Origin of the sequence: Bacillus sp. AF23, from assembly GCF_020861455.1 — a bacterium.
Classification (GTDB): domain Bacteria; phylum Bacillota; class Bacilli; order Bacillales; family Bacillaceae; genus Bacillus; species Bacillus halotolerans.
On the sequence record NZ_JAJHVY010000031.1, the window covers coordinates 11,535 to 36,394 of the forward strand.

Below are 24,860 nucleotides of genomic sequence, written 5' to 3' on the forward strand. Positions count from 1 at the left end.
TAGTGAATTCTCTCCGACAATTATCTCATTTTGAGGCGCATCACGCGCATAGCGTTTGCAACAGCAAGAAGCGTAACACCGACATCTGAGAAAACCGCCTCCCACATGGTCGCGAATCCAAACGCTCCGAGTAAGAGGAAAATGGCCTTAACACCTAAAGCAAAGCCGATGTTTTGCCACACGATTCGCCGAGTCCGTTTTGCAATCCGAATCGCTTCCGCTATTTTTGACGGCTGATCTGTCATCAGCACAACATCCGCGGCTTCTACAGCTGCATCTGATCCGAGTCCGCCCATCGCCGCTCCAATATCCGCGCGTGCAAGCACCGGAGTGTCATTAATTCCGTCTCCGACAAAAATGAGTTTTTCATTCGGGAGCAGCTTCGATTCCAATGCTTCTACCCGCTCCACTTTATCCTCCGGCAGCAGCTCCGCATAAACCTCGTCGAGGCCGAGCTGTTTTCCGACTGTTTCCCCTGTCTGTTTTGAATCGCCCGTCAGCATGACTGTCTGTTTGATACCGAGCGATTTCAAATCTGCGATCGCTTGTTTTGCGTCTTCCTTTACTTCATCTGCTATGATGATCGCCCCGGCATAGCTTTGATCAATAGCCACGTGAACAATTGTACCGGCGTTTTCATCCGGGACGTTCTCAATCTGCTCTCTTTCCATCAGCTTCTTGTTCCCCGCAAGGATTTCTTTTCCGTTCACCTTTGCGAAAATACCGTGCCCGGATATTTCCTCATATGACTCGATTGTGTCCGGGGAAAGCGGCTTTCCATAGGCTTTCCGCACAGATTCTGCAATCGGGTGCTGAGAGTGAAGCTCAGCGTATGCCGCGGCTTCGAGTAACGTCTCCTTCGAAAAACCTTCCGCAGGTTTGATCTCTGTCACTTCAAAGCTGCCTTTTGTCAGTGTGCCTGTTTTATCAAACACAGCGTATTTGACTTGATGTAAGGCTTCTAAGTAATTGCTTCCTTTCACAAGCACCCCGGCCTTCGAAGCTGCGCCGATTCCGCCGAAGAAACCGAGCGGAATGGAGACAACAAGGGCGCACGGGCATGAAATGACTAAGAAAATAAGCGCGCGGTACACCCAATCAGAAAGTAAAGCGCCAGGAATAAACAGCGGCGGGACAAATGCCAGCAGGGCGGCGATAATGACGACAGCCGGTGTATAATACTTGGCAAACTTCGTGATAAAGTTTTCAGTCCGCGCTTTGCGGCTGCTCGCATTTTGAACCAAATCTAATATTTTGGATACCGCGGAATCCTGATAGCCTTTTGTTACTTCGATATGCAGAACGCCGTTTTGATTGATAAAGCCGGACATGACTTCTTGTCCTTCTGCCGCTTTTCTTGGGACAGATTCTCCTGTCAGCGCTGATGTATCAACCATCGCCGATCCCTGCACAACCTTTCCGTCCAGCGGTATGCTTTCTCCCGGGTTGACGACAATGATGTCTCCTGTCTGCACGTCCTCCGGAGAAACGGCCTTGATGCCGTCTCCTATTTTTATATTGGCGTAATCCGGCCTGATATCCATTAATGCACTGATCGATTTTCTAGAACGGCTGACTGCAGCTCCTTGAAACAGCTCGCCGATTTGATAAAACAGCATGACAGCAACGCCTTCCGGGTATTGCTGAATCAAAAAAGCGCCGATTGTAGCAAGAGCCATTAAAAAATGTTCATCAAACACTTGTCCGCGGCTGATATTTTTGACCGCTCGAACGACAATGTCTCCTCCGATTATCAAGTAGGCGGCGAAAAATAATAAAAATTCAAGCATTGGGCCGGCATGAATCAAATATGCCGCCGCTCCGAGAAGGACCGCTGCTGCCATTCTGATCAGCATATTGATCATTCTTTTTCGATAACCGTCATCTGCTGATTTCTTTTTATGTTTCGGACGAACTGTTACATGAGGATCAATTGATTTTACTTTTTTCTCGACCTTATTGGTGACCCATTGTTCTTCTTTGCCATCGGCTGAGACAGTCAGTGTGCTTGCTGCAAAGTTAACCGCGCATCCGTCAACACCTTTGATGCCTTTGACGCCATTTTCGATTTTTTGTGCGCAGTTGCTGCAATCCAAACCGTCCAGAACATATTCCCGCGTCACTTGTTTCATTTGTCTCACCTTACCTTCCGATTTAGGGTTCCCTCATCAAAGCATATGAATGAGTGTGAGTATCAAAATTACATATATGAGCACATACTCATATAATAGTTACATCTATTATATGGTGTTTTCCAAGAAAGTGTCAATGAAAAATAAAAACCGGCAAATCACCGGTTTTTATTTTACTTTTTGCAGACGCAGCGCATTCAGAACAACAGATACAGAGCTAAAAGCCATTGCCGCCCCCGCTATCCATGGCGCTAAAAATCCAAGGGCCGCGACTGGTATGCCGAGACTGTTATAGCCAAGCGCCCAGAATAAGTTTTGTTTAATGTTTTTCATCGTAAGTCTGCTCATACGGATGGCGTCCGCAATACTGTTCAGATCGCCGCGAATGAGCGTTATGTCCGCTGTTTCCATCGCGATGTCGGTGCCTGTTCCAATTGCCATCCCGATATCCGCTGTGGCAAGCGCGGGTGCATCGTTGATTCCATCACCGACCATTGCCGTCTGGCGTCCTTCTTTTTGCAGGCGGGAGATTTCCGCTGCCTTTTGCTCAGGAAGGACCTCAGCAATGACGCTGTCAATTCCAGCTTCCTTTGCTATCGCTTCTGCCGTTCTGCGATTGTCCCCGGTCATCATGATGACATCCAGACCCATCTCTTTCAGACGGGTGACTGCCTCCCGCGACGTGTCTTTTATCGTGTCGGCAACCGCTACAAGCCCCGCTGCTGCTCCATCAATGGACACGAGCATCACCGTTTTTCCTTCTCCTTCAAGCTCCTCCATCCGAGGAAGAAAAGCCTCATGCTCAATCCGTTCGCTCTCCATTAACCGTCTTGTGCCGACGAGTATCGTTTTGCCTCCGGCTTCGGCTGAAATACCAGCGCCTACTTTCGCTACAAAATGGGTGAGTTTCGGTATCTCCAGCCCTTTATCTTTCACACCGGCAACGATCGCTTCGCCGAGCGGGTGTTCCGAGCCCGTCTCAGCTGCTGCTGCGAACCGGAGCAGCTCTGTTTCTTCAAAGCCATCGGCCGGAATGGCATCAGTCAGCTTCGGCTTTCCGTTTGTCACTGTTCCGGTTTTATCGAGAACAATGGTATCAAGGCGATGTGTTTTTTCTAAATGCTCTCCGCCTTTAAAAAGAATGCCGAATTCAGCCGCCCGTCCGGATCCTGCCATAATGCTTGTCGGGGTGGCAAGGCCCAGTGCACATGGACAGGCGATGACGAGAACCGCAATAAACTTGCTGATCGCTTCAGCAAAATCACCTGGAGACGCCCAAAGATACCAAATAAGGAACGTGAGGACGGCGATCCCCAATACAATTGGCACAAAAATACCGGAGATCTGGTCGGCGAGACGCTGGATCGGCGCTTTTGATCCTTGTGCTTCCTCCACAATTTTGATGATATGAGAAAGCGCTGTTTCTTTCCCGACGTTAACAGCCTTGATTTTCAGGAAACCGTTTGCGTTCACAGTCGCTCCTGTCACGCTGTCACCGGGAGATTTGTCAACGGGAAGACTTTCTCCTGTAATCATGGATTCATCTACAGCCGAGCGGCCTTCCAGCACCTCTCCATCGACAGGAATTCGTTCGCCTGGTTTGACATGAACAACATCACCAACAGCCACTTCATCTATCGGGATGATTTGCTCCTGTCCGTCTCTTACGACCGCAGCTGTTTTGGCTTGCAGCTTCATGAGCTTTTTAATGGCATCTGATGAGCGCCCTTTCGCCTTCGTTTCAAACAGCTTTCCTAACAAAATGAGCGTCAGCAAAATCGCGCTTGTTTCATAGTAAAGGCCGTCAGTATGCCCATGGGAACCGAGGCTTCGAATCGTAAGATAAAGACTGTAAGCATAAGCAGCCGTTGTTCCGAGTGCAACCAATACATCCATATTGGCGCTTTTATTTCTGAGCGCCTTATATGCTCCGACGTAAAACGGCCAGCCGATCAAAAACTGCACCGGGGTCGCAAGAGCAAATTGCATCCACGGATTGAGGAATAAATCCGGCACCCAAATGAATGAAGTAAATGTAAAATGGCTCACCATCGCCCACAGCAAAGGAAATGAAAGAATAGCTGAAAAGATCAGTCTCGCTGTTTGCTGCCGTTCTTCTTTCTTTTTAAAAGCAGCGGCTTCGCTATCCTCATCGCCTTTCAGCTTAAGTTGATATCCGAGCTTATCAACGGCTTCTTTAAAATCGCTGACAGCCGCTTCTTTTGGGTTGTATTCAACTGTTACAGTTTCTAACGCAAAGTTCACCGGAGCATTTGTAACGCCTTCTAATTTGCTAAGCCTCTTTTCAATCCGATTGGCGCATGCCGCACAGGTCATGCCCTCGATATCAAACTCAGCTTTTTCCGTTACGACGTGATAACCCAGTTTTTCTATTTTTTCTTGGATTGCTTCTGTTCCTGTTTCAGCAGGGTCATAGGTGACATTTGACGTTTCCGTCGCCAGATTCACATTGGCATCCGTGACACCAGGCATCCGCTTCAGGCCTTTTTCAATTCTTGCGGCACACGCCGCACAAGTCATACCAGATACTTGCATCGCAATTTCCTTTTGCTCACTCAATACACTCACTCCTTTATATACACCCGGGGGGTATATAAAAATGAAAGAAATATCGCGCCTTGATGAAGGCGCGATACCGTGAATCAGTTGGCTACATCATAGCCTTGGTCTTCTATCGCATCCGTAATGTCTTTGACTGACACTTTGCCGGCATCAAACGTGACATCAACTTTCCCCGCTTCAAGATTGATATGAACAGCACTAACTCCGTCAAGCTCTCCCACACTCGTTTCAACTGCTTTGACGCAGTGCTGACAAGACATGCCTTCAACTTGCAATGTTTTTTGTTCCATATGAATTCCTCCTGTTTATTCGATCCGTTTTCATCCTACCATACCCCCGTAGGGTATTACAATAATAAAACATCATTATTTCGCTAATTTTTTAAATACGTCTAATAGCTCAGAAATGGCTTGGTCCCCGTCTCCGCTTTTGATAGCGTCTGCTACGCAATGATGGGCGTGATCTTCAAGCAAGTGGAGAGCCACTTTTTGCATTGCCGCCTGAACAGCTGAAATCTGCACTAGAATGTCAACACAATATCGATCGTTTTCCACCATATTTTGAATACCTCTGACCTGGCCTTCTATCCGTTTCAATCGGTTTGTAAGTTGATCCTTTTCTTTCGAGCTTTTATGGTTTAATGCTTTATGTTCATTATGCTTCTCCATGCGCACACCTCTGTTTCATATATTAATTCTCATTATACTGATTGTCCAAACCGTTGTCTAAGCTTGCGGCGGCAAAAAAATCCACTATGCAGGTTTTACCATTTGAAGATAAGGGTATATACCTTTATCAAAGCACTTTTAAAAGGGGAGAAGAAAAGTGAATACGATACAGGTAGGGATATTAGGGTACGGACTGTCAGGCTCGGTCTTTCACGCGCCGCTGCTTGCCGTTCTGGACGAGTATCATATCAGCAAGGTGATGACATCGCGAACGGAAGAGGTGAAGCGTGATTTCCCTGATGCCGAAGTAGTGCATGAGCTTGAGGAGATGACAAATGATCCGGCAATTGAGCTTGTCATCGTCACCACTCCGAGCGGCCTCCACTACGAGCACGCATTGGCATGCATTCAGGCGGGCAAACATGTCGTTATTGAAAAACCGATGACAGCCACTGCTGAAGAAGGGGAGAAATTAAAAAAAGCGGCCGACGAACAAGGCGTCTTGTTAAGCGTATACCATAACAGGCGATGGGATAATGACTTTTTAACAATTAAGAAACTCATTGATGACGGGTCTCTAGAAGATATCAATACATATCAGGTCTCCTATGACCGATACAAACCTGAGATTCAAGCAAGATGGCGGGAAAAAGAAGGGGCTTCCACCGGTACGCTGTATGATCTCGGCTCTCATATCATAGACCAGGCCCTGCATTTATTCGGCATGCCTAAAGCTGTAACCGCAAAAGTCATGGCTCAAAGAGAACATGCTGAAACCGTTGATTATTTTCATCTGACAATGGATTACGGCAAGCTTCAAGCCATTCTATACGCCGGATCAATCGTCCCGGCAAACGGGCCGCGTTATCAAATTCACGGACAGCAATCAAGCTTTATCAAATACGGGATCGACGGACAGGAGGATGCCCTCAGAGCCGGGAAAAAACCGGAGGATGACAGCTGGGGTGCGGATGATCACGAGTCTTACGGTCAGCTGACAACTGTTCATGGCGAGAACAAAAAAACAGAAACCATTCCATCAGTTAACGGCTCTTACCTTACCTATTACCGCAAAATAGCGGACAGCATACGCGAAGGCGCGCCGCTGCCTGTCACAGCTGAAGAGGGAATTGATGTCATCCGGATCATTGAAGCGGCTGTGAAAAGCAGTGAAGAGAAACGGACCATTTCGTTAGAACAATAAATAAAGCCTCCCTTTATACGGGGAGGCTTTTTCATTAGAATGTTTTTCCTGCTTCTTTTGCACGGGCAATCGCATCTTCTTTGATTTGCTGTGCTTTGTCAGGCTCTGCATTATGACCCTCTACGAAAATGCCATCGAAGGATGGAACGCCGAAGAAGTTCATCATGATGCCAATGTAACGGTGGCCCATTTCCATTTCAGCCGCAGGGCCTTCTGAATAATAGCCGCCTCGCGCTTGAATGTGAATCGCTTTTTTATCAGTTAACAAGCCGATAGGACCTTGTTCAGTATATTTAAAAGATTTTCCTGCTACTGCAACTGAGTCAAGGTACGCTTTCATCACCGGCGGGAATGAGAAGTTCCATAATGGTGTGACGAACACATATTTATCAGCAGATGCAAATTGATCGCTAAGCTCTCCTAAACGGCCCACTTTCGCTTTTTCGTTCTCAGAAAGTGCATCGCCGGACTGGAGTTTGCCCCAGCCGCTGAATACATCAGCATCAATGTGAGGAATGTTTTCTTTGTACAAGTCGATATGTACAACTTCATCCTTTGGATTTGCTTCTTTGTATGATTCGATGAACGCTTTACCGGTTGCCATGCTGTAAGAAGTCGCTTCATCATGCGGGTGAGCAGTGATATACAATACTTTTGCCATTTTTACCAGCCCTTTCAATTTTAAAATTACACATCCGTTATTATCATTCAGACGCGTCATGATTATTCTTTATCTCTTAAACCTTATTATAGGTGCAATAAAAATTGCTTTCAAGTAAAATATCTCGAATTAAAGACTTTTTTCAAATCCGTACGAACAGCTTACTTTTCATAAGCTGTTCGCAAACCTGTATACAATGTGTAGAGCTCCCCGTTGATTCGCGGATAATACGGAAAACGCGGAACTTCTATAACAGCGGGCGGCAGTTTCATCAATACTGATTGCTCGGCCTGTTCAAAAAACGCTCTCAATTGGTTTATTTCTTCTTCAGAGACCGGAGAGGGCGGTCGGTGATGGGCTTGAGCCGAGAGCAAATAATAACCTAAGTGCTGTACTCCAGAGATCGCCGGCCACAGCGTATCCGCTTTTGATTTTGGAAAATCTCCAAGTGCTTTATCATATGCATCCCGAAGCCTGACTAAGCCCACTCTAAGCTGATGTCCGTCTATTTGCTGTCCGGCTAACAGTTTCTCCATAAACTCCCCTTCCAGCCTGATCACTTCCCTCATGTATTCAGGCAGGCGTTTTGCCAAAAAACGTCTCCACAAAAGCATCGTTCCCAATAGGCCAATTATGCTGCCGACAGCCACATCGGTCAGCCTCGCCGCTATAAAATAACCAGCCCCCAAGCCGCCATGCATGCTTTCTGTGATGACAAGCGCGTTTGCGGTCAGAAAAGGAACGGCCAAAGCATAATTGCGGACAATCAGCATTTCAAGAAGGAATTGAAGCATTGTGATGCATAAAGCGATATACACGCCGGATGGCTTAAAGAACAGGATCGCCCCTGCCAGCATCACGCCTATTACGGTTCCTGCCGAACGCTGAATGGCTCTTTGCAGCGTAAAGACAACAGTCGTGCCCAGCATCACCGCCGCTGCCGAGAGCGGAATCCAGTAAGAACGGTGAAAACCGAAGGCATTGGCAAACAAAGCCGCCGCAAACAGCACAATCCCATACTTTAATGCCCGATTCAAAACAGGTGACCCCCAGTCAAAGGCATTTCTCAGAAAGTAATAGGAGGATGGCAGCCGGCTTGGCTCCGCGTCCGATGGATCATCATTCCGCCCTGAAGCGATACTCAACACCTCGTTGATTTCTTCATACAGCTTCCGGGCTGGCTCCGCTTCATCCTCCTGAATAGGAAACGCATCGGAAACACGAGATTGCCCCAGCATGTCGGCAGTTTGGCGAAGTGCCTTTGCGATCTGCGCCTTATCTGCGTTTGGTGTTTCGGCAGAAAAATGAATGATCGAGATGAAGAGATCATCCGCTTTTTCCAGCAAGCGGATAAAACGTTCATCATGAGGCGATTTTCTCCATCTATTCCCTTTGCCGAGCACCGTTTGACGGGCTGTTCTCAGCATCAGCACGGTCTGATGCTGCGCGTTATGAAAATCAGGAGTTCCGACATCGGAAAGGCAGGATGCAAGCTGGCGGTATGTTCTTTTCAGCACTGTATTTTCCGGTCCATGCCTGTTATTGATCCAGCCAATCAAGGCGATTCCTGTGGCGAAAAGCCCGCCGGCAAATGTCAGTCCCGCTCTGAACGGAGCTTCTGAAGGATCTGCCGGCAAACCCGAGCTCACCAAAAAGGCAAGGACAAAAAACATCGGTGCCGGCCCTTGTATCCCAAGCGCGCCAAAAATAAACATTGCAGCTGCCCCGATAAGCCCCAGAACAGCCGCCATGCTCCAGAAAGTCCCTGCCAAAAGCGTCCCTAATCCAAACGATGCGGCGATCCCCATTGAAACTAACAGCAGCTTCAGAATACGTTTCGTATACGATTCCCCGCCTGCATATAAAAAAACAAAACCGCCGATGCTAGCGGTCAAACCGAAATCCGTGTGTCCCGACAATGCGCCGACAAACACAGGAAATCCTGAAGCGATGCCTGACCCGATTGCCTTTTTCCATGGGAAAGGGGTTGCATGAATGCGAAAGGCATCCTTGACAACACTTGGCACTGTTCTTCGATTTTGATCAGAAGACTTGTTCATATTACATAACCCTCTTTAACGACATAATGTTGGTCTCTTCCCGTTTATTCGCCATAGTATGCCCAGAAACAGACTCATCTTCTCATTGGATATGCTCTCATCAAAAAAGACAGAGACATATCTTCTCTGCCTTCATTACACAAGTTTTTTCGCAATGTCATGCATGGGTTTGATCCAGTTGCTGTATGTCAGCTCAGCCGCCTTTTTCCGGTCTTTCTCCTTATATGCCTGAATGATTTGGTTATGTTCTTCAATTGAATTCTGCGGAGACTTGAAAAAAAGGTACTCAAGCCGAAGAATATGCATGTGAAGAACTGAGGTAAAATTGCGGATATATTCATTATCAGCCGCCTCAATGATCACATCATGAAACGCTTTATCAATGCCAAGCACTTCATAGATTTCGTTTCGGTCAATTGCCGCTTTCATTTCGTGATTGATGGCTGTCAGCTGCTCTATATGAGACGATTGAATGTTTTCAATTGCCAATTCGGCAGCGGCGGACTGGAGAGACGCCATCGGCGGATAGACTTTGAAGACATCATTTTTTTCAATCTGTGAAATTCTTGTTTCTTTCCCCGGAGACATTTCAACAAACCCCTGCATCTCTAATAATTGCAAAGCCTCTCTGACCGGTGTTCTGCTGACGCCTAGCGCTTTAGCCAACGCATCGTCATTCAATTTTTCTCCGGGCACAAGCACTCCTTCCACGATCCACTTTTGAATTTGCTCAAAAGCAAGCTTTTTGGCAGTCTGCCGTTTCGGCTTCGGGGCATTTGACGGTATCGGCACAAAGCATCACCTCTGAATATGGGTTTGGTTTTTTAATGCTGCCGTTTTGCCGGCACTTTTCTTCTGTGAAAGGACAAAAATCATGACTAAAATGCATGCCGCTCCTGTTGCTTGAAACAACCCAAAGGACACGCCAAGCCAAAGAATTGAAGACGCGACTGCGGCAACCGGCTCAGTGCATCCCAGCATGCTCGCTTCTTGCGGGAATAAATATTTCAAACTTTCTAGGTACATGCAGAATCCCAATAACGTTCCGAAAATAACAATAAAAGCGACCGATACAATTCCAGAAACCGTCCAGCCTTCTGCCTGTACAGCCCAAGGCGGATGAATAAAACTCATGCCGACGCCCCCGATCAGCATCCCCCAGCCAATGACGAGAGCCGACCCCCATGTTTTCAAAAGAGAACTGGAATACAGCGTATAGAAGGCAAGCGCGCCAGCAGAAAGAAGCCCCCATACAACAGATAAAGGAGAAACTGTTAAATTGCTGATGTTTCCATTTGTCAGCAGCAAAAAAGTGCCTGCTAAAGCCAATAATAGCCCCAAAAAATCGGAAAACTGAAATGAATTCTTACGGGTCAGAAGCAAATACAGCACAATCAGAACAGGCGCTAAGTATTGAAGCAGCGTGGCCACCGCTGCGTTTCCGGTTCCGATTGAAGCTAAAAACGTATACTGAACACCCAGCATGCCGGCAATCCCGAAAACAATAAGCTGGACAGCCGCTTTTTTATCTTTCCATATGCCCCAAACTGCCCTCCTGTTCTTACCGGCGGACACAATAATCAGCACCAACAGGCCTGATAACAGTAATCGCACCGTTACAAGCCACTCCACCGATACATCACTCGTTTCAAATAAATGCTGGGCAACCGTTCCCGATAATCCCCAAAAAGCAGCTCCGACAATCACCATTAAAAAGCCGTACAACCGTTGTTTCTGAGTCGCCAACGTATATCCTCCTGACATGTAATATGCAATATATTACATATTATATCGTTTTATTTTTCGGAAAACAAAGTGTTTTCAAAAAATAAAACAGTGCTACTCGCACTGCTTAGATAAAAGTCTGTGAATAAAAAATAAAGGATAAATCAAAAGGTATCCATTAAACAGCCACCATGCAAGATCAAAATCCCCGCTAAATGTCCAGAATGATAAAGCCTGAAGGCCTGAACAGAAGGTCAGCACAAGAGAAATCAGCGCCATCTGCCTCCATATTGCTCTTTTGACGCGCTGCAAATACAAGCTGTACAAACCAGTAATGGAGATTAAAATATCCAATGGAAAAAAGGACCAATTCCAGGCGATCATAAACGGGTCTTGATAATGTTTAAAGGCCCAGCTTTCCGGCATTAATGAAAAGCCGGCAGACAGCCAGTACAATATAAAACCGATATCCGTCACGAGAAAGAACAGTTTCATCACTCTCATGTTACTGCTCACTTTTATGTACCGTTTGAGGCTCCGCCCCTTGATCGATCAGGTTTAAAGATACTACACCGGCAATAATCAGCCCGATTGAAATCAGTTTCATGACACTTATATTCTCTTGAAAATACAAAAACCCGACAACTGTGATCAGGACAATGCCCATCCCCGACCAGACAGCGTAAGCAACAGATACATCGATAGATTTGAGCGTAAGCGTCAGAAAGAAAAGACTCCCGCCATAAAAAAACATCAATAGCACACTCGGCAGAAGCTTTGTGAAACCCGCTGAAAGCTTCATACTGACCGTACCGGCAACTTCAAATAAAATGGCCAAACATAAAAACATCCACTGCACGCGCCACCAGCCTCCTCATTTTTCTGTTATCCCGTTACATAATACATCTACGATTGATTCAAGAACCTCTCCTGTCGTGTACTGATGTTTGAGCGGATAATCAGGATCATATACTTGGTTGATGCTTCCTATATACATTTGAACCAATAAATTAATGTTAATGTTTCTGATCTTCTTTTGCTCCCTGCACTCGTTTAACAATCCAATAACAACTGACCATTCTTCCTTCATAAACGTGTCTAATTTGAGCCACGCATCGTAATGGGATTTCTTCAGCTCTTGTAATAACCCCATGTTCAGCAGCTCCATTTCCTTTGGAAGACCTATCAGCATTTGCTTCACCTTTTCAAGCGCATCTAGGGTCTCATCTTCATAGATGCTCTTTTCCATTTGCTTCATCTCCGCGATAAACTGCGCCACGACGGCCTCCGCAAGCTGATCTTTCGACGGGTAATGCGCATAAAGCGTCCGCTTGCTTGTTCCAAGCGCTCCCGCCAGATCGTTCATTGTAAATGAAAAACCTTTCTGTCTGATCAGGCGAATGGTTTCCGCCAATATTCTTTTTTCCAAATCCATCACCTCGCTTTCAGTACTACAAAAACTTTTTCGGTACCAAAATTATACGACAGCAGGTTCTGGAAATCAATACAATAAAAAACCTCTTCCCAGAGGGAGAGGTTTTCTAAAAGACGCTGCGGACCAAGCCGCCGTCCGCCCGAAGTGCCGCGCCATTAATCGCGGAAGACAGCGGGCTGCTTAGGAATGTAACAAAGTGAGCGATTTCTTCCGGCCGGATCAGCCTTTGGATAATTGAAGTCGGACGGTTTTCCTTCATAAAACGGGCCTCAGCTTCTTGAACAGTCAGGTTTTCACCAGGATAAAGAGAGTTCAGCATTGTTTCCACTCCCTCTGTTAAGGTTGAACCCGGCATGATTGTATTTACCGTTACATTTGTGCCGGTTGCCAGCTCCGCCAAGCTGCGGGAAATGGAAAGCTGCATCGTTTTCGTCGCGCTGTAATGGGCCATTTCCTGAGAAGGCATGATTGCCGCTTCACTGGCAATAAAAATCACCCTGCCTTCTTTCTTCTCTATCATTTTGTGTAAATACTTGCGTGTGAGCCTCACACCGCTCATAATATTCACTTCAAAAAATCGGAACCACTCATCATCGGGGATATCAAAATACTCTGCCGGTTCAAAAATCCCTAAATTATTGACCAAAATATCAACCTGCGGATATGCCTGAAACAGATCATTGCAGCCTTCTTCGGTTCCAAGATCAAATGCGGCCGGATAAAACACAGCCTCTGCATGCTGTGTTTTCAAATCGTCTATCGTCTGATTCACTTTTTCTTCCCGGCGTCCGTTAATGATAACCGCCGCGCCTTCTTTCGCTAACGAAGCGGCAATCGCTTTGCCGATCCCCGACGTTGAGCCGGTCACCAGTGCGGTTTTGCCATGTAAATTCAATTTCATTCGTTCATCCCTCCGTTTTTGTTTCCTCTTATTTATTAACAGAAATGCGATTGGTAAAACATCTGCTGTAAAACCAGTATGAAACAGCTGGGATTCAGATGGAAGTACGCACTTTTTGGTGCCTGTTATACGAAAAAAAATGAAGCAGAACCTGTAAAAGGTACTGCTGGATAAGGGAAACGACATTCCTTTATACCATTAGACATATGACAAATTACTAATTTTCAAGTGAATATTGGAATTCACCTTTCCATTTGCGATAATAAAACTAATATGTGATGGGTAAATAGGCGAATAAGGATAGGGCATTTAACCAACAGCATTCAGCCTTACTTTATTAACCGACGTGCAAGCCATTTCACCCTCAAGCGATTTTCAAACCGAAGAAAATGGGTACTTTGGATAAGCGGTATAAGTAGACTCTCTGCAAGTCTGCTTTATTTTTTTCTCATAAATAAACGAGGTGAAAATCAATGAATGGTATAGAATTTTTAGAATCTGTGTCGCAATTTGGACAAATCATTTTATTATTCTCCGGCTACGCCCTGTATTGGAGATTAGGTAAAACAAAAAGAGAACGAAGACTTACAAGATATGAAACTTTTCTTAGGTTCTTTGTAATGTTCGGCATATTGGCATGGGCGTTTTCGTTTCTTGCTTTGCATTTGTGGTAACAATCTTCTGTCGATATTTGACTTATTATGATTAAAACCCTTCTTTTGAAAAATGTATGTTGCTTTTACCATTTCAAAAAAGGGGGAGTTCATACATGTTGAAAAGATTGTTTTTTCCGGCGTCGGTTTTCTTTCTTGCTATTGCGACAATAGCACCAGCAGTTCAGCAACCCAATTGAATCCGGAGGATGGTTAAGATGGCTTAACTGAAGAACAAGTTAAAAAATCTCTAGCAGAAGTTGAGTACATCTTTACTAAGATTTTAGTTTTTGACAAAGAGACGGGGTATACAGTCAAAGAGAATGGGCTTGAAAAGTCTCCTTAGACTGCAGGTCAAAAAGATGGCATGATCGCTTTCCGCTTATATATGAATAAAGAATATAATTATACGAATGTCAAAATCAGTAGTATTCAAGGATATTTGGAAGATGCACTTAACTTAAGTAAAGGTGCTTTGAATCAAGTTCATGCAACACTGTGTATTTACTAAAATCCAGTGAGTACGCAGTGCCCGACAAGCTTACATAACCTCCTTTGTTCTTTTTCATGTGTACAGCTCCCCTAACACTATGTCCCAAACCTCCCATACCATCTCAATTGCATCTCCCGAATAATTGGGATTAGGAATAAAATTCACATGCAGATTCAGAGAGAGCCGATAGAGTAACTGTCTCTTTTAAAAGACATAAAAATGGCGCTGAAAACACAGCGCCAGTAAAATCAGATTATAGGATTTTTGGTTCTTTTTACGATAGCATAGCGACTAGCACAATTGATAGACGCTACGAAAAATACCTTAGAAAATCAGGGGTGATCCACGACTTCAGACATTCACATGCGTCATACTTAATCAATAAAAAATGCAATTCATTGGTCATCGCATTGAACAAGTATAGTCACCTTTATCCGTCTACACAAATGACGTTATTGGCTTCATGGAAAATGAAAAATTTTAAAAGTGTTACCAAAAAGTAACCGCAGTGCCCTCGAAAGCTTTAGAAGCCTTGATAGCACTGCGGTTACAAAGTATGTATGGAGACGGTGGGAGTCGAACCCACGTCCAGAAACATCGATTACTTAAGCGTCTACGAGCGTAGCCTGCATATTTGTGTTTTCACTCATCTTCTTGCCTGCGGGCGGGCCTTCCGAGAGCTAGTCTGTTTGTCTCTTCTTACGTTCTCAGACGGGAACGCAAGCGTAGCCTACTTGGATGTGCTCTTCACAGACACATAGGCAATGTCAGGAAGAGCTCGCTGCGCTTATTAGGCAGCTAATGCTACGTTTTGGTTAAAACTGTTAGTTTTGCCAGTTATATTTATGTGCGTGTTTACGAGATCGCCTCTCGGCTCGCAGCTCAAGCTCGATCCATCCCTGTCGAATCCGTAACGTCCCCTTGTTATAAGGGAAATACGGGAGAAATATCAAGCTCTCACTCAAACTGGCTACATTCCTATTATAACATGATCACGGCTCATTTCAATTGACAAATCCTTCAAGAAAAGACCGTGTCATCTCATCGTGAAATCAGTATAGCACAGGCTGGATTTCAGTATCAAGCGTTATGCTTTTAGAACCCTTTTTGACTGTCTCTGAACGCTCTTTCAATTTCACGCTTCGCATCCTTGCGCTTCAGATCTTCACGTTTGTCATAGTTTTTCTTCCCTTTACCCAGACCGAGAAGAACTTTGGCAAAGCCGTTTTTCAAATACAGCTTGAGCGGAACGAGAGAATACCCTTTTTCCTTCGTTAAGCCGATCAGCTTGTTAATTTCCTTGCGGTGCATTAACAGCTTTCTCGTCCGGAGCGGATCGTGGTTATAGCGGTTTCCCTGCTCATACGGGCTGACGTGCATATTGTGGAGAAATACTTCTCCCCGTTCGATTTTGGCGAAGGAATCTTTAAGATTCACGCGGCCGGCGCGAATCGCTTTGATTTCTGTTCCTTGCAATACAATGCCTGTTTCATATGTTTCTTCTATAAAATAATCGTGATTGGCTTTTTTATTTTGTGATAATACTTTTCCTGACCCTTTCGGCATGCCAGAACCTCCTCTCACTAAGGAAAAACTGTCGACCTTTGCGATACGCTCTATTTTACCAAATGTCACGCATGGCTACAATGAAAAGCTGTTTCCGAAAGAAAGCAAATAGAGCACTGCGGCCCTATTTGCTGGTTGAGCTGCTATTTCTTCTTTTTCCGTTTCTGCTTCGGTGCGTTTTGAAAGCCGCGTTTTTTCTTTTTCTTCTTCGGCTTTGTGAACCACTCCCCTTTTTCCTCGGAAGGAGCAGGAGATACAGGCGTATTTGTGCTTAACACGCGTTTTCTGGCAGGTTTTCCGCGTTTTCGGCTGCGGCTGTCCATTTCTCTCGGACGGCGCGGGGTGCCTTTCATACCGACGATTTCGAAGTCAATATTGCGCTCGTCTTTATTGACGTCAACGACTTTGACTGTAATTTCATCTCCGATACGGAACACATTCCCCGTCCGCTCGCCGATCATCGCAAAATGCTGCTCGTCAAAGCGATAATAGTCATCTGTCATAAAGCTGACGTGGACGAGTCCTTCAATTGTATTCGGCAGCTCGACAAACATCCCGAAGTTTGTCACAGAGCTGATCATGCCGTCGAATTCTTCACCGATTTTATCAAGCATATATTCCGCTTTTTTCAGATCATCTGTTTCACGCTCTGCGTCAACTGCACGGCGTTCCATTGATGAAGTATGTTCAGCTATATCCGGAAGCCGTTCAGCCCACTTCTCCTGTGTCGCTTCATCGACCTTGCCGTTGATTAAGTACGTTCTGATCAATCTGTGGACGATTAAATCCGGATAACGGCGGATCGGCGATGTGAAATGGGTATAGAATTCCGTTGACAGGCCGAAGTGCCCCAAGCTTTGCGGGTCGTATTTCGCCTGCTTCATGGAACGTAGCATGACAGTAGAAATCACTGTTTCCTCTGGTTTGTCACGAACAGCGTCAAGAATGCTTTGCAGCGCGCGCGGATGAATATTTCCCGCCGTTCCTTTTACAACATATCCAAATGTTGTCACAAACTCTAAAAACTTTTGCAGTTTTTCAGCATTAGGCTCTTCGTGTATCCGGTAAATAAACGGAACGTTCATCCAATGGAAATGCTCTGCAACGGTTTCGTTCGCAACAAGCATAAATTCTTCAATCAGTTTTTCGGCGACAGATCGTTCTCTGATCACAACGTCTTTGACCGCGCCTTCTTCATCGACAAGCACCTTTGCTTCTTTAAAGTCAAAATCCACGGCGCCGCGGTTCATCCGCTTTTCGCGAAGAATTTCTGCCAGCCGCTCCATGTCTTTGAACATCGGCACGAGCGGTTCGTACTTTTGCTTTAATTCTTCATCATCATCAACAAGAATCTGATTCACATCGGAATATGTCATTCTTTCCGTTGTTTTGATGACGCTTTGGAAGATTTCGTGCTCTGTGACTTCTCCCCGACTGTTGATGGTCATTTCACAAGAAAGTGTCAGGCGGTCAACCTTCGGATTTAATGAACAAATACCGTTTGACAGTCTGTGCGGAATCATCGGAATCACACGGTCAACCAAATACACACTCGTTCCTCTTTCCATCGCTTCTTTGTCGATCGGCGAGTTTTCAGTCACGTAATGGCTGACGTCGGCAATGTGAACGCCAAGCTTATAGCTGCCGTCATCCAGTTTTGTCACTGTAACCGCATCATCCAAGTCCTTCGCGTCCGCTCCGTCAATGGTGACAATGACCTGGTCACGGAGATCACGGCGGTCTTTCAGGTCTTTTTCATCAATCGTATCAGGCGTGCTTGTCGCCTGTTCCATTACATCGGCAGGGAATTCACCCGGCAGTCCGTGCTTATGGATGACTGATAAAATATCAATGCCCGGATCATTTTTATGGCCGAGAATGGATTCAATCTCACCCTCTGCATTCATTCGGCCTTCAGGATAGCTGGTCAGCTTAACAACCACCTTATGCCCTTCAGCCGCGCCATTTTTCCCGCTATTAGGAATGAAGATATCGCTTGTGATTTTTTTGTCATCCGGAATGACAAAACCAAAGTTTTTTGTTTCTGTATAGGTTCCGACTACCCGCTGAATCGCTCTTTCTAAAATACGAATGACGGTACCCTCTTGTCTGGAGCCGCTTGACTGCGAATTCAGGCGTACCATGACGATATCGCCGTTCATAGCAGTATTCAGCTCATTAGGCGGAATAAACACATCGCTTAACGACGTATCCTCAGGCAGCAAAAAGGCAAATCCCTTCGGATGCGCAGAAAGCTTTCCTTTAATTAAATTCATTTTTTCCGGAATGCCATAGCGGTCGCTTCTCGTCCGCACGATAAGCCCTTTTTCCTCCAGCGCAACCAGCGCTTTGACGAGCTCTTTAAATTCCTCGGCATCCGTAATCTGTAACATCTCCTCAAGTTCCTGAACAGTCAAAGGCTTGTACGCCTCTTCCTTCATAAACGAGAGAAGCTTATCCATAAATGCTTCTTTTTCCATAATCCGACCTCCTGTTGGTTACCAATCCAGCTTCTCTAAAAATTCATACACATCTTGATGTACGATGTCCCGTTCCTTGTCCAGCGTGATAACATGGCCTGATTCCTCATACCATTTCAGCTGTTTATCGTCAGTTTCCACTTCATTGTAAATAATATTGGCACTTTCGGTATTAATCATGTGATCATGACGGGCTTGCACAACAAATGTCGGAGAATAGATCATATCGACATTCTTTCGCACATCGGCAATCAAGTCTTGCAGCGCCTTAAGGGTATTCATCGGCGTTTTTTCAAATTCCTTCATTTCCTCTTCTATTTGCTCCGGGCTTTTCCCCTCGAATTTTTTGTAATTGCGCGCGTAGGAAAGGACGCCCTGATACATGACCTCTTCGCTTTTAATATGCATTGGCGCGCACATTGGAACAATTCCCTTTATGGGTACAGTGTAACCCAATTTCAGCGAAAAAACCCCGCCAAGCGACAGTCCGCAGGCAGCAATGTTCTCATAGCCTTCAGATTTTAAATATTCATAGCCATCCATGACGTTTTTCCACCAGTCTTCAGGCCCCGTATGTACCAATTCTTCAGGCGGAACGCCGTGTCCTTCATATTGAGGCGCGTGGCACGTATAGCCCCGTTCATTCAAATAACGTCCCAGCATTCTCACATCTGCTGTATTCCCTGTAAAGCCGTGCAGCAAAAGCACCGCTTTGTCTCCGCCTTTAAATGTAAATGGTTTTGGTGTCACAACTTTCATGCTCATTTCTCCCTTTCTTTCTGCACGATCATTTTAGTTTTCCACAGTTTGATCAGAAAAAAACGCTCTGAATATCAGCCAGAAACGTGAAAAAGGCCTGACTTTACATCAGACCTTATACAAACATTGCCCTATAGGATATAAGCAAGCGCAATCGTCAACACGAAAAACAAGACTGCCAGCACAACCGTAATGCGGTGCAGAATCAAATCAAGACCTCTTGCTTTTTGTTTCCCGAAGAGCTGCTCCGCTCCGCCTGAAATCGCACCAGATAATCCGGCGCTTTTACTGGATTGAAGCAAAACGACAATAATAAGTGCAATACTGACGATAACCAATAAGGTAATCAAAACCGCGTGCATCCCTTACACCTCCAGACTCACTGGCCTACATTACTTCTATTTTACATGAAAAGGTTTGCCATGTCACGCCGTATCAGACGCCAAAAGACCGGATAAGACATTTTGTTTTGGTTAGCCTATTCGTATGAATTGAGCGAAAAGGGAGAACAACAATGCCGATCATCAGCACAGCCAATAAGAAACATCTATATTATGAGGAATATGGACAGGGAATCCCTATCATTTTTATTCACCCGCCGGGCATGGGCCGCAAGGTTTTTTATTATCAGCGCCTTCTGGCGGATCATTTCAGGGTGATATTTCCCGATTTAAGCGGACATGGCGACAGCGATCATGCAGACCAGCAAATCTCGATTTCCTATTACGCAAACGAGATCGTGCAATTTATGGATCGTTTGCACGTTGATCAGGCTGCAGTATTCGGGTATTCCGCCGGCAGCTTAATTGCACAGCACATCGGCTTCACCCGGCCGGACAAAGTATCTCATTTGGTGTTGGCCGGCGCTTACCCCGCTGTTCATACCATGGCCGGTCAGCAGCTTCACAAAATGGGAATGTATCTTCTTGAAAAAAGTCCCGGCTTGCTGATGAAAATTATCGCCAGCAGCCATACGAAAAACAGACAGCTCCGAAATCTATTAACGAGTCATATGAAAAAAGCTGACCTCGGCCATTGGTATCAATATTATCGGGATTCGCTCCGCTACAGCTGCCTTGAACAATTGCCCCGTTTTAACATGCCGATGCTGTTTATGTATGGCGGCCTGCGCGACTGGACCTTTACACATGCAGGCTATTACCGGAAAGCATGCAGCCACGCTGAATTTTTCAGGCTGGAATACCAAGGCCATCAGCTGCCGACAAAACAATGGAAAACATGCAATGAACTTGTGACGGGTTTTGTTTTGACACATTGATGATAAGGCTTAGAAAACGCTTGGTTCCCCAGGCGTTCTTATATCATTGACTTTTGTCAACAAAGTCATAGTAAAAAAGATCCTCAAACTTCAAGTCAAAATAGTGAAGCATTTTTCCGATCACAAGCTGCCCCGGCCGTCTTTCTCCATTCAGCACACGGCTCAGTGTGGCGGGTGAGACTCCGATTTCCAGCGCAAGCTGATTGAGGGAATAATCGTTATTGACCATATACTGCAATACATAATCACGTCTAATCTGTATCTTTTCTACTGGCACTTTCCTCACCTTCCGTTCATGAAAAAACTTTTTCTATACATTTACATTACGGCGTATGTTAACTTTTGTCAATACATTTCCAGCCCACCTATTCCCTTTAGTCAATAAACATACTAAAATATGAGTAACAGTGAGGGACGGGGTGAGACATATGGAAAGCTTCGGCGAACAATTACGGGCATTGCGTGAGGAGAGAAAGCTGACAGTCAACCAGCTGGCGACTTATTCCGGTGTAAGCGCGGCCGGCATCTCCAGAATTGAAAACGGCAAACGCGGCGTTCCTAAACCTGCCACCATCAAAAAACTGGCGGAGGCCTTAAAAATTCCTTATGAAGGGCTTATGTATAAAGCGGGATATATCGAAGAGGTTCATGAAGCCAGAGCGACTTATGAAACGAAGTGCCAGCTGCTTGAAAAGGCGGAGGCTTATGACCTGAAAAATCTTGCCCTTCTTGAGAGTGAAAAATGGCAGTATCTCAACAAAGAGGATTTGCTCATGCTGGATCATTATTTCTCTTTTATTTCAGACGAAGCCAAAAAACGATCTGCTGATCAATAACTCTTTCCAGAAATGCGAGGCGATCATCATGTCAACATTCGGACAGGAATTAAGGGCGCTGCGCCGCGCCCGCAAACTGACAGTGAATCAGCTTGCGGTGTACTCGGGCATCAGCTCAGCGACCATTTCAAAAATAGAAAACGGCAAGCGCGGCACCCCAAAGCCCGCGACCATAAAAAAGCTCGCAGCGGTGCTGAAAATACCGCACGAAAACCTGATGGCAGCCGCAGGGCACATTACCGCTTTTCCTGAAGAAATTCGAGAGGCTTCTGAAAGCTATCAGTCTATTTATGCGATTTATCAGACGGCTGTCACTCGCGGAACGGAGAACCTGTCTCTTTTTAACAGCGAAAAATGGCGGCATCTCTCCAAGCAGGATATTGAAAATCTCAGCAAATACTTCGATTTTTTAGCTTCCGAAGCGAAAAAACGCTCCTCTTCCACGTAATCCTCTGCGTCTCTTTCCGCATTTTATCAATCACGCATGCATACGTTCCCTCGTTATTTGCGTTATAATAATGACAGACGAGGTGAAAAGTATGAACCAATCAGAAATGTGTCCTAGATTTGAAAAAGCAGTCGACATCTTGAGCAAACGCTGGGTTGCTTTAATCGTTTTTCAGCTGTTGAACGGTCAGCAGCGATTTAGCGAAATAGAAGCAGCACTTCCAAATCTAAGCGGCAGAGTTCTGTCAGAAAGGCTGAAAGAACTTGAGCTTGAAGGAGTGGTTAAGCGGGACGTCATCCCCGAAACTCCGGTTCGCATCGAATATTCATTAACCGACAAAGGAATGGCGTTAGCGCCCATTCTGGGTGAAATCTCCAAATGGGCTACTGAATGGATTGACCCTTCCTTTCATATGTAATTGCTAAAACGGTTCTATCTCCACGGAGAGAAGAGCCGTTTTTTATTTTTTATTTCCAGGTGAAAAAACAATTTCTCAGCCGATATATAGTACATCACATCACTTTTTTAAAGGAGAACACTTATATGCGACTGACGATTTCCCGCAAATTCAGCCTGGTATTTTTGACACTGATTCTCATCAATCTGCTTATAGGCGGAATAGGCGCTTTCAATATGCAGCACATCATCAAAAAGACAGATGAAATCAATACAAAATGGATAGACGGCATTAAAGAAATTACATCTATTAATTATTTGACAGAGCACCTTTCCTCTAAGGAAAAGGATTTCCTGATTTATACAGACAAAGATAAAATGGATACCCTAGACCAAGATATGAACCAGATCCTTAAGGATATCAATAAAAAGCTTGATAACTATGAAAAGACAATCTCTAATGACAAAGAACGCAGCATTTTCGAACAGCTCAAGACTGAAGTCAACTCATATACGACTATTCATAACCAGATTTTAGAGAGCGGACGCACGAATGATATAGATAAAGCAAGGGGGTTATTGGTACAGACTGAAGCAAGCTTTGAGGATATGAAAAAATCAATCACTGAACTTGTTGACTTTAATAAAGAAGGCAGCAACACGGCGGTGAAAGAAACCAAGGATGTTTATCATAAAGGTCTGATTTACACGGCTTTGCTTCTGGCAGCCTCCATCGCCATCAGCATATGTATTTGGCTTTATATCAATCGCAGCATTGTAAAACCGATTATTCGAATGAAGTCATCTGCGAATGAGATCGCCGAAGGCAATCTTTCAAATGACATAGAGGCGCTGGCCTCAAAAGACGAGCTCGGCGATTTGAACGAAGCGCTTCAGAAAATGGTAGGGAATTTAAGAGATATCGTCGGATATTCAAAAGAAATCTCCACCCGCGTGCTTTCTTCATCACAGGTGCTGACCACTGCAACGAATGAAACAAGAACCGGCAGCAGGCATATTACCGAAACGATGAACGAAATGGCTGAAGGCTCCGAGCAGCAGGCGCAAGACGCTGTGACGATTGCCGAATCAATGAATGAATTTACAGAAAGCATTGATAAAGCCTACAATCACGGCATGACGATCAGCGATACGTCTCAAAACGTTCTCGAACTCGCCGTAAACGGAAACGAAAATATGGATACGTCAGTGCAGCAAATGAAAACAATCCATCATATCGTTCAGGAGGCCGTTCATAAAGTGAGATCGCTGGAACAGCATTCTCAGGACATCAACAAGCTTGTTCAGGTCATTAACGGCATTGCCGAGCAAACGAACTTATTGTCACTTAATGCCGCAATTGAGGCAGCCCGCGCAGGAGAAAGCGGCAAAGGCTTCGCCGTTGTGGCCGAAGAGGTCCGAAAGCTCGCAGACGGCGTATCTGACTCCGTTCAGGATATCACTAAAATAGTAGGCGGCACACAGCAGGAAATCAACACTGTCATTCAATACCTGGAAAGCAGCTTTACCGAAGTAGAAAAAGGTACTGAAAACCTGACTGACACCGGACAGGCCATGCAGAATATTAAGCAATCGGTCACCTATGTAGCGGACAGCATTAAGGAAGTAACGGACGGATTAAAGCAGTTAACAAACCAATCGATCACAATTAACCAATCGATTGAAAACATCGCCTCCGTTTCTGAAGAATCCGCCGCCGGCATTGAAGAAACATTTTCCATTACCGAGCAATCCGCCCATTCAATGGATCAAGTGCTTCAAAATGCTGAGGAGCTTGAGCGTTTGGCGAAAGAACTTAATCAGAAAATGGATCAGTTTACAATTTAAATAAGAAAAAAGAGGCTGTAATCATCCAAGCCTCTTTTTTTGTTCTTATGCAGCTGTTTGAATACGTCTCACCCTGGTTCTTTTTTTCTTGACCGGATGTAACACCCGCTCCAGCCAAGCCATGAGCAAATCAGCCGCAACCGCCATCACCGCAGTCGGAATCGCGCCAGCTAGAATAATCGCCGTTCCGTTTGTGGCGTTTGACCCGCGGACGATCATATCCCCAAGGCCGCCGGCGCCGACAAATGTGCCGATTGCTGTAATGCCGATAGCGATGACGAGAGCCGTTCGAAGGCCTGCCATAATGACAGAAAGCGCGAGCGGGAGCTCAACCATCCGAAGAACTTGGAATTTCGTCATCCCCATCGCTTTTCCTGATTCTAAGTATGCGTGTTCAATGCTGACAATGCCTGTGTACGTGTTTCGGATAATCGGCAGCAGGGAATACAGAAATAATGATAAAATCACTGTGTTTGCACCCAGCCCCATGACAAGCATCAGGACTGCCAGCATGGCGAGCGCCGGAATCGTCTGAATGACATTTGTTACGGCGAATACCCATCCTGACAAGCGGCGGAAATGCGCAATGAGGATGCCGACCGGAACCCCGACGACAGCAGCAAACAAGACGCCGTAAGCCGACATAAGAAAATGGCGGCCAAATTCTTCCATGACATAGCTGCCGTTCTGTGCATAATACCTCATTAACTGTTCAAGCACATTCATTGGTCAA

At 45.4% G+C, this 24,860-nt stretch carries 25 protein-coding genes and 1 other RNA gene; 7 read left to right on the forward strand and 19 right to left on the reverse strand.

What is annotated here, in order from left to right; all coding sequences use genetic code 11:
- Positions 1–20: 20 nt before the first annotated feature.
- The 4 genes from LNN34_RS17160 to csoR form a co-directional block, all read right to left on the reverse strand.
- The gene (locus LNN34_RS17160; protein WP_229043933.1) at positions 21–2,132 is read right to left on the reverse strand and encodes a heavy metal translocating P-type ATPase; all 2,112 of its coding nucleotides are present in this window, start codon (positions 2,130–2,132) and stop codon (positions 21–23) included.
- Between the two features lie 168 nt (positions 2,133–2,300).
- The gene (gene copA, locus LNN34_RS17165; RefSeq protein WP_229043935.1) at positions 2,301–4,712 is read right to left on the reverse strand and encodes a copper-exporting P-type ATPase CopA; all 2,412 of its coding nucleotides are present in this window, start codon (positions 4,710–4,712) and stop codon (positions 2,301–2,303) included.
- A gap of 83 nt (positions 4,713–4,795) precedes the next feature.
- A complete protein-coding gene (copZ, locus tag LNN34_RS17170) occupies positions 4,796–5,005 on the reverse strand; it encodes a copper chaperone CopZ (RefSeq protein ID WP_229043937.1) in 210 nt (69 codons plus the stop codon).
- 75 nt (positions 5,006–5,080) lie between these two features.
- Positions 5,081–5,383: a copper-sensing transcriptional repressor CsoR gene (gene csoR, locus LNN34_RS17175; protein WP_229043939.1), complete on the reverse strand. Its 303-nt coding sequence runs from the start codon at positions 5,381–5,383 to the stop codon at positions 5,081–5,083.
- 157 nt (positions 5,384–5,540) lie between these two features.
- Between csoR and LNN34_RS17180 the strand changes: the two genes are divergently transcribed.
- Positions 5,541–6,587: an oxidoreductase gene (locus LNN34_RS17180; RefSeq protein WP_229043941.1), complete on the forward strand. Its 1,047-nt coding sequence runs from the start codon at positions 5,541–5,543 to the stop codon at positions 6,585–6,587.
- A gap of 34 nt (positions 6,588–6,621) precedes the next feature.
- Here LNN34_RS17180 and azoRB read toward each other — a convergent pair whose 3' ends face one another.
- The 8 genes from azoRB to LNN34_RS17220 form a co-directional block, all read right to left on the reverse strand.
- Positions 6,622–7,248: an FMN-dependent NADH-azoreductase AzoRB gene (gene azoRB, locus LNN34_RS17185; RefSeq protein WP_044160338.1), complete on the reverse strand. Its 627-nt coding sequence runs from the start codon at positions 7,246–7,248 to the stop codon at positions 6,622–6,624.
- A 161-nt stretch (positions 7,249–7,409) separates the two neighbouring features.
- A complete protein-coding gene (locus LNN34_RS17190) occupies positions 7,410–9,308 on the reverse strand; it encodes an FUSC family protein (protein ID WP_229043943.1) in 1,899 nt (632 codons plus the stop codon).
- A 135-nt stretch (positions 9,309–9,443) separates the two neighbouring features.
- Positions 9,444–10,100: a GntR family transcriptional regulator gene (locus LNN34_RS22020; protein WP_059334899.1), complete on the reverse strand. Its 657-nt coding sequence runs from the start codon at positions 10,098–10,100 to the stop codon at positions 9,444–9,446.
- A 6-nt stretch (positions 10,101–10,106) separates the two neighbouring features.
- The gene (locus tag LNN34_RS17200; RefSeq protein WP_229043946.1) at positions 10,107–11,054 is read right to left on the reverse strand and encodes an EamA family transporter; all 948 of its coding nucleotides are present in this window, start codon (positions 11,052–11,054) and stop codon (positions 10,107–10,109) included.
- Between the two features lie 93 nt (positions 11,055–11,147).
- Entirely contained in the window at positions 11,148–11,537 is a 390-nt protein-coding gene (locus LNN34_RS17205) for a YvaD family protein (protein ID WP_044159117.1), read from the reverse strand.
- 1 nt (position 11,538) lies between these two features.
- The gene (locus tag LNN34_RS17210) at positions 11,539–11,892 is read right to left on the reverse strand and encodes a DMT family transporter (protein ID WP_024122852.1); all 354 of its coding nucleotides are present in this window, start codon (positions 11,890–11,892) and stop codon (positions 11,539–11,541) included.
- Between the two features lie 15 nt (positions 11,893–11,907).
- Positions 11,908–12,462, reverse strand: coding sequence for a TetR/AcrR family transcriptional regulator (locus LNN34_RS17215; RefSeq protein WP_193659722.1), 555 nt, complete (start codon positions 12,460–12,462; stop codon positions 11,908–11,910).
- A gap of 112 nt (positions 12,463–12,574) precedes the next feature.
- On the reverse strand, positions 12,575–13,369 hold the full coding sequence (locus LNN34_RS17220) for an SDR family NAD(P)-dependent oxidoreductase (protein ID WP_229043948.1): 795 nt from the start codon (positions 13,367–13,369) through the stop codon (positions 12,575–12,577).
- A gap of 473 nt (positions 13,370–13,842) precedes the next feature.
- Between LNN34_RS17220 and LNN34_RS17225 the strand changes: the two genes are divergently transcribed.
- A complete protein-coding gene (locus LNN34_RS17225) occupies positions 13,843–14,043 on the forward strand; it encodes a hypothetical protein (RefSeq protein WP_044159121.1) in 201 nt (66 codons plus the stop codon).
- A 1,030-nt stretch (positions 14,044–15,073) separates the two neighbouring features.
- Here LNN34_RS17225 and ssrA read toward each other — a convergent pair.
- The 5 genes from ssrA to secG all read right to left on the reverse strand — a co-directional run bounded on the left by ssrA (position 15,074) and on the right by secG (position 19,682).
- Positions 15,074–15,436, reverse strand: a transfer-messenger RNA (tmRNA) gene (ssrA, locus tag LNN34_RS17230).
- A gap of 174 nt (positions 15,437–15,610) precedes the next feature.
- Positions 15,611–16,081 carry an SsrA-binding protein gene (smpB, locus tag LNN34_RS17235; RefSeq protein WP_010331890.1) on the reverse strand — a complete coding sequence of 157 codons (471 nt, stop codon included), beginning with the start codon at positions 16,079–16,081 and terminating at the stop codon, positions 15,611–15,613.
- A gap of 143 nt (positions 16,082–16,224) precedes the next feature.
- Positions 16,225–18,561 carry a ribonuclease R gene (gene rnr / locus LNN34_RS17240; protein ID WP_229043949.1) on the reverse strand — a complete coding sequence of 779 codons (2,337 nt, stop codon included), beginning with the start codon at positions 18,559–18,561 and terminating at the stop codon, positions 16,225–16,227.
- Between the two features lie 18 nt (positions 18,562–18,579).
- Positions 18,580–19,320 carry an alpha/beta hydrolase gene (locus LNN34_RS17245; protein WP_229043950.1) on the reverse strand — a complete coding sequence of 247 codons (741 nt, stop codon included), beginning with the start codon at positions 19,318–19,320 and terminating at the stop codon, positions 18,580–18,582.
- Between the two features lie 131 nt (positions 19,321–19,451).
- Positions 19,452–19,682 (reverse strand): preprotein translocase subunit SecG, encoded by a 231-nt coding sequence (gene secG / locus LNN34_RS17250; RefSeq protein WP_003220028.1) that lies wholly within the window; start codon positions 19,680–19,682, stop codon positions 19,452–19,454.
- A 152-nt stretch (positions 19,683–19,834) separates the two neighbouring features.
- On the opposite strand from secG, the gene LNN34_RS17255 reads away from it, so the two are divergent.
- Positions 19,835–20,599 (forward strand): alpha/beta fold hydrolase, encoded by a 765-nt coding sequence (locus tag LNN34_RS17255; protein WP_229043952.1) that lies wholly within the window; start codon positions 19,835–19,837, stop codon positions 20,597–20,599.
- A gap of 43 nt (positions 20,600–20,642) precedes the next feature.
- Here LNN34_RS17255 and LNN34_RS17260 read toward each other — a convergent pair whose 3' ends face one another.
- A complete protein-coding gene (locus LNN34_RS17260) occupies positions 20,643–20,876 on the reverse strand; it encodes a helix-turn-helix domain-containing protein (RefSeq protein WP_024122859.1) in 234 nt (77 codons plus the stop codon).
- A gap of 151 nt (positions 20,877–21,027) precedes the next feature.
- On the opposite strand from LNN34_RS17260, the gene rghR reads away from it, so the two are divergent.
- The 4 genes from rghR to LNN34_RS17280 all read left to right on the forward strand — a co-directional run bounded on the left by rghR (position 21,028) and on the right by LNN34_RS17280 (position 24,127).
- The gene (rghR, locus tag LNN34_RS17265) at positions 21,028–21,435 is read left to right on the forward strand and encodes a transcriptional repressor RghR (RefSeq protein ID WP_044159126.1); all 408 of its coding nucleotides are present in this window, start codon (positions 21,028–21,030) and stop codon (positions 21,433–21,435) included.
- A 28-nt stretch (positions 21,436–21,463) separates the two neighbouring features.
- The gene (locus LNN34_RS17270) at positions 21,464–21,883 is read left to right on the forward strand and encodes a helix-turn-helix domain-containing protein (RefSeq protein ID WP_024122861.1); all 420 of its coding nucleotides are present in this window, start codon (positions 21,464–21,466) and stop codon (positions 21,881–21,883) included.
- Positions 21,884–21,974: 91 nt separating this feature from the next.
- The gene (gene catR, locus LNN34_RS17275) at positions 21,975–22,301 is read left to right on the forward strand and encodes a catDE operon transcriptional regulator CatR (RefSeq protein WP_010331897.1); all 327 of its coding nucleotides are present in this window, start codon (positions 21,975–21,977) and stop codon (positions 22,299–22,301) included.
- A 125-nt stretch (positions 22,302–22,426) separates the two neighbouring features.
- Positions 22,427–24,127 (forward strand): methyl-accepting chemotaxis protein, encoded by a 1,701-nt coding sequence (locus tag LNN34_RS17280; protein WP_229043954.1) that lies wholly within the window; start codon positions 22,427–22,429, stop codon positions 24,125–24,127.
- A gap of 45 nt (positions 24,128–24,172) precedes the next feature.
- Here the strand turns inward: LNN34_RS17280 and LNN34_RS17285 are convergent, their stop codons facing one another.
- Positions 24,173–24,853 carry an ABC transporter permease gene (locus tag LNN34_RS17285; protein ID WP_059292539.1) on the reverse strand — a complete coding sequence of 227 codons (681 nt, stop codon included), beginning with the start codon at positions 24,851–24,853 and terminating at the stop codon, positions 24,173–24,175.
- Positions 24,854–24,860: the final 7 nt, after the last annotated feature.

What these genes read in the sequence shown, in the direction of transcription:
- LNN34_RS17270 (WP_024122861.1), top strand. Translation starts at nt 21,464, where the DNA reads ATGTCAACATTCGGACAGGAATTAAGGGCGCTGCGCCGCGCCCGCAAA.
- LNN34_RS17205 (WP_044159117.1), bottom strand. Translation starts at nt 11,537, where the DNA reads ATGAGAGTGATGAAACTGTTCTTTCTCGTGACGGATATCGGTTTTATA.
- LNN34_RS17160 (WP_229043933.1), bottom strand. Translation starts at nt 2,132, where the DNA reads ATGAAACAAGTGACGCGGGAATATGTTCTGGACGGTTTGGATTGCAGC.
- LNN34_RS17285 (WP_059292539.1), bottom strand. Translation starts at nt 24,853, where the DNA reads ATGAATGTGCTTGAACAGTTAATGAGGTATTATGCACAGAACGGCAGC.
- catR (WP_010331897.1), top strand. Translation starts at nt 21,975, where the DNA reads ATGAACCAATCAGAAATGTGTCCTAGATTTGAAAAAGCAGTCGACATC.
- rghR (WP_044159126.1), top strand. Translation starts at nt 21,028, where the DNA reads ATGGAAAGCTTCGGCGAACAATTACGGGCATTGCGTGAGGAGAGAAAG.
- secG (WP_003220028.1), bottom strand. Translation starts at nt 19,682, where the DNA reads ATGCACGCGGTTTTGATTACCTTATTGGTTATCGTCAGTATTGCACTT.
- azoRB (WP_044160338.1), bottom strand. Translation starts at nt 7,248, where the DNA reads ATGGCAAAAGTATTGTATATCACTGCTCACCCGCATGATGAAGCGACT.
- LNN34_RS17190 (WP_229043943.1), bottom strand. Translation starts at nt 9,308, where the DNA reads ATGAACAAGTCTTCTGATCAAAATCGAAGAACAGTGCCAAGTGTTGTC.
- LNN34_RS17220 (WP_229043948.1), bottom strand. Translation starts at nt 13,369, where the DNA reads ATGAAATTGAATTTACATGGCAAAACCGCACTGGTGACCGGCTCAACG.
- csoR (WP_229043939.1), bottom strand. Translation starts at nt 5,383, where the DNA reads ATGGAGAAGCATAATGAACATAAAGCATTAAACCATAAAAGCTCGAAA.
- rnr (WP_229043949.1), bottom strand. Translation starts at nt 18,561, where the DNA reads ATGGAAAAAGAAGCATTTATGGATAAGCTTCTCTCGTTTATGAAGGAA.
- LNN34_RS17225 (WP_044159121.1), top strand. Translation starts at nt 13,843, where the DNA reads ATGAATGGTATAGAATTTTTAGAATCTGTGTCGCAATTTGGACAAATC.
- LNN34_RS17280 (WP_229043954.1), top strand. Translation starts at nt 22,427, where the DNA reads ATGCGACTGACGATTTCCCGCAAATTCAGCCTGGTATTTTTGACACTG.
- LNN34_RS17245 (WP_229043950.1), bottom strand. Translation starts at nt 19,320, where the DNA reads ATGAAAGTTGTGACACCAAAACCATTTACATTTAAAGGCGGAGACAAA.
- LNN34_RS17255 (WP_229043952.1), top strand. Translation starts at nt 19,835, where the DNA reads ATGCCGATCATCAGCACAGCCAATAAGAAACATCTATATTATGAGGAA.
- smpB (WP_010331890.1), bottom strand. Translation starts at nt 16,081, where the DNA reads ATGCCGAAAGGGTCAGGAAAAGTATTATCACAAAATAAAAAAGCCAAT.
- copZ (WP_229043937.1), bottom strand. Translation starts at nt 5,005, where the DNA reads ATGGAACAAAAAACATTGCAAGTTGAAGGCATGTCTTGTCAGCACTGC.